Below are 12,194 nucleotides of genomic sequence, written 5' to 3' on the forward strand. Positions count from 1 at the left end.
TAAACAACATATGTGGCACATATGTTTAAGCAGTGGTCAATTGTTGAAAGGGATGACGAGTATGACACAGCTGAACTTTGAAGAAAATTTATTAACGAAAGTAGCTTGGTACTATTATAAAGATCAATTAACACAACAGGATATCGCTTCACTTCTTCATATTTCAAGAAATAAAGTCGTCCGGTTATTAGAAAAGGCGCGCAATGAAGGTATCGTTACCTTTAACGTAAAAGGGACTGGTTTACACTGTTTAAGTATTGAGCGTGACCTAATGAAAAAATTCCATTTAAAAGATGCTTTCATAATCCCTACTCCAGTAAACAATTATCACGCTTCTCTCGGAAAAGCTGCTGCACAATATATAGGAACTCAGCTCCAGCAAGGTGATTTACTCGGCATTGGATGGGGCGAAACGATTAGCAAAATGCTAGAAAAGATTCATTTTGAAAGTTCCATTAATCTTTCAATCGTAACGCTAACTGGCGGAGTAAATCACTATCTCCCGAGAAAACAAAACTATTTACAATACATGCAGGGCGATCTTCACATTATCCCTACTCCGTTTCTAGCATCTACAACCGAAATGGCACAAAGTATTCTATCAGAACCGAGTGTAAAAGATATGCTTCATGTCGCTTCCCTTGCACATACGGCAGTTGTCGGTATTGGAGGATTATCTCAAGACGCTACGATTGTAAAGGAAGAAAAATTAACGCTACGTGAGATGACATATATTCGTAGTCAAAACGGGGTGGGCGATATTTTAGGGCAGTTTTATAATACGAATGGTGATTTATTAAACCTCCCGCATCATAATCGACTAATTGGTACACCGCTCTCGATTCTACGCAAAATGAAGCATGTCGTTGGTGTTGCTGGAGGTCTAGAAAAGATAGATGCAATTTTTGGTGCTTTAAAAGGAAGGTTCATTCATACATTAATTACCGATGAGGAAACGGCCCTCTCCTTATTACGAAAGGATGGTGATTGTTAATGTCTCATTTATTAGCTTTTGATGCTGGTACAGGAAGCATTCGAGCTGTTCTTTTTGATTTACTAGGTAATCAAATTGCGGTCAGTCAAAAAGAATGGGTTCATAAAACGGATCCTCGTTACCCAGGTTCTATGAATTTTGATGTAATAGAAAACTGGAAGCTAGTACAACAATGTACGAAAGAAGTTCTGCAAAGAAGTAATATACCTCCCTCTTCTATTCAAGCTATTAGCGCTACTAGTATGCGTGAAGGTTTTGTTTTATATGATAAAGATGGGCAAGAAATATGGGCTTGCGCAAATGTTGATGGGCGCGCATCCGCTGAAGTTAGTGAACTAAAAGAAATCCGGTCACATCTTGAAGAAGATTTATATACAAGATCTGGGCAAACTTTTTCATTAGGTGCTTTACCCCGCCTACTTTGGATTAAAAAACATGAACCAGACATCTATAATCATATTCACTCTTTTACAATGTTAAACGATTGGATTTTATATAAACTAAGCGGTGTACTGCAAATCGATGCCTCAAATGGATGTACGTCCGGTATTTTTGACTTACAAAATAGAGTGTGGGATAACGATGTCGCTAAAGAATGTGGTTTAACATTGCCATTTTCACCAACAGTAAATGAAGCTGGTACCGTTATCGGCAACGTTACAAAAGAGTGTGCCACATTAACTGGATTACGTGAAGGAACTCCTGTCGTCGCCGGGGGCGGAGATGCTCAAATGGCATCGCTCGGAACAGGAGTCGTGAAGCCTAATCAAACATTAATATGCGGAGGTAGTTTTTGGCAACAAGAAGTGAATGTTACTGAGCCAATTACGGATCCACATGCTGCAATTCGAGTAAATTGTCACGTCGTTCCGAACCTATGGCAATATGAAACGATTGCCTTTTTCCCGGGCCTTGTTATGCGCTGGTTTCGAGACGTTTTTTGCCAAGAAGAAAAGAAACTTGCTAACAAACTCGGTGTAGATGCTTATGAATTATTAGAAGAACAAGCGAAAGACGTACCTGTCGGTTCACATGGTATTATCCCTACCTTTTCAAACGTTATGAACTACATTTCTTGGCGTCATGCCGCACCTTCTTTTTTAAATTTAAGTTTAGATGCTGACAAATGCGGAAAAAAAGAACTGTTCCGTGCTATTGAAGAAAATGCTGCCTTCGTTACACTTGGTAACTTAAAATTAATAGAAAATCTCACAGGGACATTCCCTTCTGAAGTCATTTTTGCTGGCGGTGCTGCTAAAGGAAAACTATGGCCACAAATTTTATCAGACGTACTCGGCATCCCTGTTAAAGTACCAGTTGTAAAAGAAGCAGCTGCTTTAGGAACTGCGATTGCTGCTGGAATTGGCGCTGGCATATATTCATCTATGGAAGAAACTGCTGAACAGTTTGTACAGTGGGAGCACACATTCGAACCTGTTACTGAAAATCATGAACTTTATAAAGAATTCTATGAAACATGGAAAACTGTGTATGACAGTCAACTCGCTTTAGCTGATAAAGGGCTCACCTCACATATGTGGATTGCGCCTGGTGCTCTGTAACACATTACATAAAGGAGTGAAATGTATGTTAAAAGCGAATGAAAATGACTTTTCCTATCGCTTCGGTGATAACGGACCGAAATATTTAATACAAGGTCCGAATATTGATCTTGGCCTTGTTGTCATTCAGCCTGGGCAAGAGTTTCAAAACCACTATCATACAACTTGTGAGGAAGTCTTTTATGCTTTAGAAGGTGAAATAGATTTCTATGTGAATAACGAAAGAGTGCCAATTAAACAAGGCGATGTGTTGCAAGTTCGCCCTCATGAATCTCACTATTTAATTAACCATTCTAACAAACCTTTTAAAGCAGTTTTTATTAAGTCACCACATTTACCAAATAAAGATACGGTACAAACGGAAAATCCAACATTAACGAAGGAGTGATTTTAAATGACTTGGGGATTCAAAAATAGATTAAATACCATTTTACCTGATGGCAGAGCGGTTATGTTAGCGATAGATCACGGCTACTTTTTAGGACCAATTCACGGGCTAGAACAACCACTTGAAACAGTTAAAAACTTACTTCCTTATACGGATTCCCTCTTTTTAACGCGCGGTGTACTTAGTTCCTGTATTCCTGAAAACTGCAGCACACCAATGGTTATGCGTGTATCAGGCGGAGCTACTGTCGTCGGTAAAGACTTAGCGAATGAAACAATTGTTACACCTGTAAAAGAAGCAGTGAAACAAAACGCAATTGGCGTCGGCGTTTCTGTTTTCGTCGGATCCGATTATGAAACACAAACAGTTTCAAATCTCGCAAATGTAGTTTCAGAAGCTCACGATTACGGTCTGCCAGTACTCGGCATAACCGCTGTTGCGAAAGAATTACAAAAACGTGAAGCTCGCTTTCTAGCACTCGCTTCCCGCGTATGTGTTGAAATGGGAGCTGACATTATTAAAACGTATTACTGCGAAGGATTCGAAAAAATAACGAGCACTTGCCCTGCCCCAGTCGTAATTGCTGGTGGACCAAAACTAGATTCTATTGAAGACGCATTAAACATTACGTACAATGCACTGCAAGAAGGGGCAATTGGCGTAGATATGGGCCGGAACATATGGCAATCTGAACATCCTGCTGCGATGATTCAAGCGATACACGGTATTGTAAAGAATGGATTGAATGTGAAAGAGGCACTCCAATTATTTGAAGATGTAAAAAATTAAGCTAAAAGATAAACAAAATCAATACTTACTATAAGGAAAAGCCTCTATGTTAGATTACTAAGTAACCTAACATAGAGGCTTTCTTTTACATTTTTTTGTTCTGAATTGGATCAAATTTCTACAGATCGCGTACGTTCCAAACAATCTCACCGCGTTCCCCCCACGTACTGTGGTGCCGCTTAAACCCTATCTTTTCTAATACCCGGAAAGACGCAGTATTCCAAGCGCCTACAGTTGACCAAAGTCTTTTACGCCCCGTAGCAATCGCAGCTTCCAGCACTGCTGATGCTGCCTCTGTCGCATACCCCTTACGATGAGCACTTTGGAACAATTCGTATGCAATCTCCGGCTCTTCAAGCGTGGCACGACCGATAATTAAGCCACAGTATCCGATGAAATCTCCTTCTTCTCGCCTTCGTATAGTAAGAAGAGAAATACCATTTTCAGCTGCTTTTTTGCGCATCTCGATAAGATTACTACGAACAGAGTCAACAGTTGGCATATCCACACCACGTTCACCAATTAATTTTCTCAGCCAGACTGCATCATTTTCCTCCCACATATTCAGGTCGAGTCGTTCCGTTTTTAACTGGAACGCCATATCTTTAAATACTGCTGTCATAGCCGTAACCTCCTATTCATATCACTGCACTACTTATAATAGTTTCGTACTTTACCAAATGGGATACCTGCTTGATTCATACATTATTATTATTTTATGCATAAGCAATCTCTCTGCAAAATAGACCTTGTTATCAGACTTCATTTTAAATCTACAATATTTGATTTATGAATGATTTTAAACTTTAAAATGTATCCTCCTTTCTTTTTTTGTTAAAATAAAGAAAAGGAGGAATGATTATGCAACGAATGAGTTTTGAACGCCCTACTGATTATTACGATGAAAGTTTATATACTATCGATGAAAAAATTTGTGCCCTATTAAAAGAACGGAAAGAACTTTCAGGTGGTGATCCAGGTTTTCCACATGATAAAGCTATTTATAAATGGGCAAAGCAGTACGGATTTTATCCAGACTATCTAAATTCACTATTCTCTTCCATGATGGACGAAGGTGAATTTAAACCTCGCGTTGAACCAACAAAATTCCAAAAACATATACCTGTTTTTAAAACGTATGAACATAAAGGTATCATGTATACCGTAACTTTTATTCGGCAATACGCAAATGCTAGTGTAGTTTATTTATATAGCGATTGGGATTCCACTGATGAAGTTTTTAATGAAAATAAGCCTCATAGTTTCTTCCAATTATCAATAGATGATACATATGACTGCTGGCCGGAAGGTGGTGGCGGCACTGATGGACATTTTAGTCATCATTTCGTTATATCTCCTGCCCTTCCTAATAATTTGTCTGGAATAAGCTTACGATTTAAAGAACTCAATATGCCGTTTAGGAAAGATCAAACTGTGCTTGAATTTGAAATTAAGATAGATTAATAAAGAAGCTGTCTCACAAGCCATTTTCATGACTAAAATTCGTTTGTTTTTACTTTTATGTCCCTTAAAATGATTAAGCCCCTTTCAAACTGGATAAGGGGTATATATACACCATCAAACAATTACCCTTGTTAATCGCTATTGAATTTTCTTACCATCTTTATAGTCAAGGCAGGACACTTCAATTAACAATCCATTAAACATTGAAAAATAAAAACCATAACTACTTCCTCTCATTGCATACGGTGCCTTTTCTATTTCAATGCCTCCAGCTACTAAACGATTATATGCTTGATCAACTTCATTTGAAGTATCCACTAAAAAACCAATATGAAAAGCTTCAGGATACATAACTTCCTTATTCCCCTTAAATGCTTTTGGGTCGCTTAGCACAAGTAAAAATCCACTCTCGTCACTCATCACTACTAGTGCCTTTCCCTTTTGCTCCAAAAATTGAAAATCAAAAAATGTTTCAAAGAAATGTCTTGCTTCTGATAAATCATCAACACATAGATTTAAATGATTTAACTTCATTCACTCATCTCCTTTTAAGCAGAGGGTATGTAGACTCATTTTCATAATACTTAAATATGTAGGGAAAGATATTCAAGCGTTCAGTCTAAGACTATGCTTTATAGTCTAATACTTTTTTCTGTAGCCTAGAACGATTTTTTAATGAATGCAGTATATGAACCATTCGACATGAAATATTAATATACCTAAATAAAATAGCCATATTATTTACTTTTCAAATTGTATAAAACCCACTCAATCAAGAAAATTGCTGAAGAGATACGCTCTGTCGTATTCCCTAAAAATAGTTTATGAAGTACTGCCTCCAATTGAATTGGTTTATTAGGCAGCACTTGAATATACCTTAAAACAGATCCTGCTGGCGGTGTAGGTTTGTTATTAATAGCCCATATCCCTTCTATCAATGTCCAAGTTGACGTATGAACGATGAATGAAGATTTTAACTCATCATTTGCTTTTAAAGCAGACTGAATTTTAATGAGTGAACTATGCAACCAATGAGAAATACCTTTCACTTTGTCGCTAGAAACACGATAGTTTTCAAATTCATAGGTAGCTATCTCCTTTAACCTTTTCAACTCGCCGCTTTTATCAAATAAAATTTCCCCTTCTAAAAATGAGTATAGTTCCATCGGATTGTTTTTAAAGTTTACTAGTATTTGATTGATGTCTGCATACTTATATTCAACTAAAATTGCTTCTCTCGTTTCAGAATGAAACTTCTTCTTTTGTCCGTCTTCTAACAGAATATATAAGTCTAAATCCGAATCAGTATATGCATCACCTCTTGCGACAGATCCGATAAGCATACATCCAGTTACCTTATCTATTGATAAGATTTCAGCTACTATTGTTTGCACTAATTTTTTATGTTGTTCATGTTTAATAGATGTCTGTGCTTCTAACATTTGTAACCTCCAAACATTTTTTCCACTTCATTTACCTCCATTTATAACTAAACAATTGAATATACTTTACATCCATATTTTACTATAAATCAAAAAAAGAGGATATTTGTTTATTACTAAACAAATATCCTCTAACTTTAACTATATATTACGACTGTTGATAAGCCGCTTTCGATGATTTTACATAATAAACTGCGTGATCAACGTTAATGATATGATCTGGTTTTGGTTTGCCACGACTCGCTCTATGCCCTGCTAAATGTTCTTCACTTGTTTCCCAGTTTTTCCATGCTTCTTCAGATTCCCAGCGAATCATAACGACAACTTCTTCATCTCCGCGTCTTACTTTTTTCACAAGAACACTTAAGTCGATGAATCCTTCAAATTTTTCAATAATACCTTCTCCAGTGAAACGTTCTACAACTATATTTGATGTACCTTCTTTTACTGTAAATGTTTTTGTTTCGATAAACATTTATTCCACTCCCTCTTTTTAATACGAATACTAGTATTCTTCCATTATAGTTGATTATGATAATTATTTTCAATTAAAAAGTTTTAATTGTTTAAATTATGCTGTTTTCTTTTCAACAGCTTCATCTAAAAATTTGAAATACGGAAGTAATAATCCTATTAAAGAAGTAACACATATAATCGCACCGATAATAAAGTATAGTGCTCTTATTCCCCACATTTCACTTAGTATGCCTCCTAATAAAACACCTAACGGCATAGCGAATCGTATGAAAAATAAACGCACTGAAAATACTTGTCCTATCATATTGTTTGGTACTATTTGTTGGCAAATTGTTGTGTTATGAACATTGAAAAATGAAATACAAATGCCTGCAACTACTTCAATGAACACCGCAATTACTATACTATGATTGAACCCTAGAGAAATGTATGTTAGTCCTCCTATAAACAATCCACCAAGCATAAGTATACGCCGGCTTTTATATGTTATTTTTCCGACTAGTATAGATCCAATTACATAGCCAAACGGGAAACCTGCCATAAAATAACCAAACTCCGCATACCCTGCTGACAACTCATCTTTTATATAAGGAAGATTTGTAACCAGCGTTACCCCGACCCCAAATTGCACGAAAGTAAGAAAGACACCGAGCCAAACGATAACTGGTTTTGTGAAAAAATATGTAAAACCGTGAAGAAACTGTTCTAGCCACGTTTTCCGAATGGATTGTGTTGTTCTCTTTTCTTTTATATAGAGTAAAAAAGCGCCACTAACAAATAGACAAATACATACGAAAGATAGTGTAAGTTCTACTCCAATCAAATGGACGGCTACTCCGCCTAAAATTGGTCCAAGAAACATCATAAGTCGAGCCATTCCATCAATATATGCATTTGCGCCTTGAAGCTGTTCTTTACTTACAATACTCGGTGTAATTGCTTGACTTGCAGGTGTATATAGCGGCGTAATAAGCCCGATTATAATTTGTACGACATACACATGCCAAACTTCTATACTACTAGTAAATAACATGACTAACGGCAATAAGAAAACCGAAGCTCGCACCCATTGCGAAAAAATCATAATCCACTTCCGGCTCCATTTATCAATAAATGGACCACTTATAAGTTGCAGTATGAGCGATGGGATAAAATATAGTAACCACATACTACTTAATGCTGTTTTTGACCCTGTTAATTCGTAAACAAGAATCGAATTACATAACGTTCCGAAGCTCCCGCCCAATTCTGAAATCGCGCTACCAATCCACATGAAAAAAAACGAACGATTTTTCAACATATTTTTCAATTTCATACACCAACTTTTCTATTAAATTCCTCCCTTTATGTACATTCTAGTTGCATATTATCTATTTAAAAACGCATCTAATTCTTTCGCTAATGACTGTACTGCTTTCTTTCTTAATACATATTTCCCATCATGTATATCAACTAACTTCGCTGCACGTAACAATTTCAAATGATGGTGTACAGTCGATTTACTGAGTTGTAATCTTTCTGTAATTTCCTGCAATGTTCGTTCTTTTTCGAACAACATTTTTACAATGCGTAATCTCGCTTCATCCCCAAGTGCTTTATGTTTTTGAACTAAAAAATAATTCGGTTCATACAGATCTTCAGGATGGATGCTTTCGTTTGCGACTGGGTAATGAAATACTTTCGTATCTTCAATATCCGCTTCAATATTCCACGGTCTGTATGTCATTTGCGGTATAAGAAGTACGTAGTGAACACTTGGCTCTGGCATATAGTTCACGCCGCCAGTCGCCCACTCGACAAACTCTTCTGGTTTCATCTTTTTATTCATTTCATTTTTCGCTTCATAATCTCGTTTTAATATAGTTAGTATTTGCTCTTCCTCTTTCTGAATAACACTCTCATACCATCCTGTCATAACAGCGATTAAATGGGATTTCAGCACTTGTACATGAACATCACATATAAAATGAATATAGGCGGAGAAAAACTGATGATCATGTGTCAGTTCCATTAGTTCATGTATTGCAGTTACGTCTCCACTTGCTGCTAAATGTCTTTTCCCTTCATACTTCTCGCCTAAAAACGGTAAACATATATACTTCAAATCTTCTTCTGAAAGCGAATCGATTTTAGCATGAAACTGTGATAAATCCTGAAACTCTCCTTCATACAATAACTGAAGCAACGCTTTCCACGTATTATGTTCTTCTACAAACTGTAAGTGCTCTCTCATTTCTTCTGTTAATGATTCCTTAACTTCTTCCCATTCATTTTGACTCTTTTCAAGTGTATCGATTAACCTTTTATGAGTAATTGCCGCAATACCTAGTGCACATTCGAAAAGTATCGAATACTTCACTTGAACGTTATAAGTTTCCCTCTTTCTACTCTTTATGTGATAGACCTCCATTTTTATCCCCTCCTTGTTTGCTATATATTAAATTCTATTTTTATCGAATTTCACCTTCTATATTTTTAGAATCAACAAAATTTTAGTTGAAACACATCCATTCTAAATTAAGAAGAATAGGAGCTTTTTTATATACAAATAATAACTCTCAAGGAGTTGTTGAGATGCATTTCATATTAAATATGTTAGGGATTTTCATTGTAATCTTATTCGTTTTCCTATGTTCGCCTAATAAAAAACATATAAAATGGAGACCAATCGTTATTCTAATCATATTGGAGCTCTTTATTACATGGTTTATGTTAGGCACGAAGCTCGGCAGTATTATCATTAATAAAATTGCTTCATTTTTCAGTTGGCTACTATCATGCGCCAATGAAGGTATTCGGTTCGCATTTCCTTCCGCTATGGAAAATCAAACCGTTGATTTCTTCTTTAGTGCATTGCTTCCTATCATTTTCGTTATCACGTTCTTTGATATTCTTTCTTATTTTGGAATCTTAACTTGGATTATTGATAAAGTAGGTGCAGTTATTTCAAAGATTTCTCGTTTACCAAAGTTAGAAAGTTTCTTTTCGATTCAAATGATGTTTTTAGGAAACACGGAAGCACTTGCGGTTGTCCGTGATCAATTATCCGTTTTAAAAGAAAATCGTTTATTAACTTTTGGAATTATGAGTATGAGTAGCGTAAGCGGATCCATTCTTGGCGCTTATTTATCAATGGTTCCGGCAACATATATTTTCAGCGCAATCCCCTTAAACTGTATTAACGCATTAATTTTGGCCAATGTATTAAATCCTGTGGAAGTTACGCAAGAAGAAGATGTCGTATATACACCTTCAAAAGATGAAAAAAAGGATTTCTTTTCTACTATTTCAAACAGTATGTTAGTCGGGATGAATATGGTTATCGTTATTTTAGCTATGGTCATTGGATATGTAGCATTAACTGCATGTTTAAACGGGATATTAAGCTTTGTCGTAACAGGTTTAACAATTCAAAAAATCTTCTCCATTATCTTTAGTCCCTTTGCTTTCTTACTCGGTTTATCAGGTAATGATGCAATGTATGTAGCTGAATTAATGGGAATCAAAATAACGACGAATGAATTTGTTGCCATGATGGATTTAAAATCGAATCTAAAGTCGTTACAACCTCATACGATTGCAGTTGCAACTACATTTCTAGCTTCTTTTGCTAACTTTAGTACAGTAGGTATGATTTACGGAACGTACAATTCATTATTTGGCGGAGAAAAATCAGCCATAATCGGTAAAAATGTTTGGAAGCTTCTTGTTAGCGGGATGGCAGTTTCCTTATTAAGTGCCATGCTTGTTGGGCTATTTGTATGGTAAATGAATAATCTTTAAAACAAAAGACACCCAAACGAATTGAGTGTCTTTTATTTTTACTTTCGAATCTGACCATTTCCACGAATCACATATTTTGTAGAAGTTAATGCAGGAAGTCCCATTGGTCCCCTTACATGTAGCTTTTGTGTACTGATGCCAATCTCTGCACCGAAACCGAATTCAGATCCATCAGTAAAACGAGTTGATGCATTATGATACAGCGCAGCTGCATCAACAGCTGTGAAGAATTTGCTAACGTTTCCCTCGTTTTCTGAAATAATTGCTTCGGAATGCATAGATCCATACGTATTTATGTGATGAATCGCTTCTTCTATAGAAGAAACTACTTTCACTGCCAGCGTGAGTGATAAAAATTCTGTACCCCAGTCTTCTTCTGAAGCAAGTACAATTGAAGAATCAATTGCCAGTGCTTTTTGATCACCACGTAATTCCACGCCTTTTTCCTTCAAAGATAAAAACAATTCGCTACCAAATTGCTGCGCCCACTTCTCATGAAGTATAATCGTTTCAATTGCATTGCATACAGATGGACGCTGCGTTTTTGCATTTATAATAATATCAACTGCCATTTGCTTATCCGCTGTTTCATCAATGAAAATATGACAATTTCCTGCACCCGTTTCAAGTACTGGAACAGACGCTTCTCTCACTACGGTATCAATTAATTGTTTGCCGCCTCTTGGAATTAGAACATCTAGATAATCATTTAATGTAAACAACTGCTTTGCACTATCCCGCGTTGTATCTTCTATAAGCTGTACACTTTCTGGAGGCAAGCTTGTTTGTTTGAGCGCTCGATGAATAACAGCAACGATAGCTTTGTTAGAATGGATAGCAGAAGAACTACCACGTAATATAACTGCGTTTCCTGTCTTCAAACAAATTGTAGCAGCATCCACTGTTACATTCGGCCTTGCCTCGTAAATCATCCCAACAACACCAAGTGGTACACGCATCTCCTGAATAGATAGTCCATTTGGTCGCTCCCATTCACTTACACATTCTCCAACAGGATCACGTAATTCAATTAACTGCTTAATCCCCTCTGCCATATCAATAATACGCTGTTCATTCAGCATTAGACGATCTAGGAGTGAATCAGTAAATCCTTTCGCCTTACCTGCTTCTAAATCCCGTTTGTTTTCCTCTAAAATATAAGCTACTTCTACTCTTAACTGATCTGCAATGGCAGCAAGTGCTTCATTTTTTTGATTTGTAGATTTTAGTACAAGTTCTCTAGCAATTTCTTTCGCTTTTTTTCCCTTTGCCAACACTTCATTCATTTTTATTTC

13 protein-coding genes are annotated in these 12,194 nt (G+C 36.5%); 6 read left to right on the plus strand and 7 right to left on the minus strand.

Features of this window, described 5'->3' with window-relative positions; genetic code table 11:
* Window positions 1-61: 61 nt before the first annotated feature.
* From K5S59_RS16505 to lsrF, 4 genes are read left to right on the plus strand one after another with little or no spacing between them, the layout of a single operon-like run.
* Window positions 62-994: a sugar-binding transcriptional regulator gene (locus K5S59_RS16505; protein ID WP_212981894.1), complete on the plus strand. Its 933-nt coding sequence runs from the start codon at window positions 62-64 to the stop codon at window positions 992-994.
* Window positions 994-2,556: an autoinducer-2 kinase gene (lsrK, locus tag K5S59_RS16510; protein WP_120450379.1), complete on the plus strand. Its 1,563-nt coding sequence runs from the start codon at window positions 994-996 to the stop codon at window positions 2,554-2,556. Before K5S59_RS16505 ends, lsrK begins: the two co-directional genes overlap by 1 nt.
* Window positions 2,557-2,581: 25 nt before the next feature.
* The gene (locus K5S59_RS16515; RefSeq protein WP_000909988.1) at window positions 2,582-2,944 is read left to right on the plus strand and encodes a cupin domain-containing protein; all 363 of its coding nucleotides are present in this window, start codon (window positions 2,582-2,584) and stop codon (window positions 2,942-2,944) included.
* A 6-nt stretch (window positions 2,945-2,950) separates the two neighbouring features.
* Window positions 2,951-3,733 carry a 3-hydroxy-5-phosphonooxypentane-2,4-dione thiolase gene (gene lsrF, locus K5S59_RS16520; protein WP_000219776.1) on the plus strand — a complete coding sequence of 261 codons (783 nt, stop codon included), beginning with the start codon at window positions 2,951-2,953 and terminating at the stop codon, window positions 3,731-3,733.
* A gap of 118 nt (window positions 3,734-3,851) precedes the next feature.
* Here the strand turns inward: lsrF and K5S59_RS16525 are convergent, their stop codons facing one another.
* Window positions 3,852-4,355, minus strand: a complete 504-nt coding sequence (locus K5S59_RS16525; RefSeq protein WP_000127641.1) for a GNAT family N-acetyltransferase — start codon at window positions 4,353-4,355, stop codon at window positions 3,852-3,854.
* Window positions 4,356-4,588: 233 nt separating this feature from the next.
* On the opposite strand from K5S59_RS16525, the gene K5S59_RS16530 reads away from it, so the two are divergent.
* Window positions 4,589-5,197, plus strand: a complete 609-nt coding sequence (locus K5S59_RS16530; RefSeq protein WP_002072135.1) for a hypothetical protein — start codon at window positions 4,589-4,591, stop codon at window positions 5,195-5,197.
* Between the two features lie 138 nt (window positions 5,198-5,335).
* Here the strand turns inward: K5S59_RS16530 and K5S59_RS16535 are convergent, their stop codons facing one another.
* The 5 genes from K5S59_RS16535 to K5S59_RS16555 form a co-directional block, all read right to left on the minus strand.
* Window positions 5,336-5,731, minus strand: coding sequence for a VOC family protein (locus tag K5S59_RS16535; RefSeq protein ID WP_000773091.1), 396 nt, complete (start codon window positions 5,729-5,731; stop codon window positions 5,336-5,338).
* Between the two features lie 203 nt (window positions 5,732-5,934).
* Entirely contained in the window at window positions 5,935-6,639 is a 705-nt protein-coding gene (locus K5S59_RS16540) for a nucleotidyltransferase domain-containing protein (RefSeq protein WP_000888520.1), read from the minus strand.
* Between the two features lie 148 nt (window positions 6,640-6,787).
* Complete coding sequence (hmoA, locus tag K5S59_RS16545; protein WP_000469503.1) at window positions 6,788-7,114, minus strand: heme-degrading monooxygenase HmoA; 327 nt, start codon at window positions 7,112-7,114, stop codon at window positions 6,788-6,790.
* Window positions 7,115-7,210: 96 nt separating this feature from the next.
* Window positions 7,211-8,431, minus strand: coding sequence for an MFS transporter (locus tag K5S59_RS16550; protein ID WP_120450381.1), 1,221 nt, complete (start codon window positions 8,429-8,431; stop codon window positions 7,211-7,213).
* Window positions 8,432-8,482: 51 nt separating this feature from the next.
* Window positions 8,483-9,526 (minus strand): ArsR/SmtB family transcription factor, encoded by a 1,044-nt coding sequence (locus tag K5S59_RS16555; protein ID WP_098258991.1) that lies wholly within the window; start codon window positions 9,524-9,526, stop codon window positions 8,483-8,485.
* Window positions 9,527-9,690: 164 nt separating this feature from the next.
* On the opposite strand from K5S59_RS16555, the gene K5S59_RS16560 reads away from it, so the two are divergent.
* Window positions 9,691-10,884, plus strand: coding sequence for a NupC/NupG family nucleoside CNT transporter (locus K5S59_RS16560; protein WP_000545475.1), 1,194 nt, complete (start codon window positions 9,691-9,693; stop codon window positions 10,882-10,884).
* A 53-nt stretch (window positions 10,885-10,937) separates the two neighbouring features.
* On the opposite strand, the gene K5S59_RS16565 is transcribed toward K5S59_RS16560, so the two are convergent.
* Window positions 10,938-12,185 carry a glutamate-5-semialdehyde dehydrogenase gene (locus K5S59_RS16565; protein WP_097843580.1) on the minus strand — a complete coding sequence of 416 codons (1,248 nt, stop codon included), beginning with the start codon at window positions 12,183-12,185 and terminating at the stop codon, window positions 10,938-10,940.
* Window positions 12,186-12,194 lie beyond the last annotated feature (9 nt).

Source organism: Bacillus sp. BML-BC051 (genome assembly GCF_019656175.1).
GTDB classification, from domain to species: Bacteria; Bacillota; Bacilli; order Bacillales; family Bacillaceae_G; genus Bacillus_A; species Bacillus_A mobilis.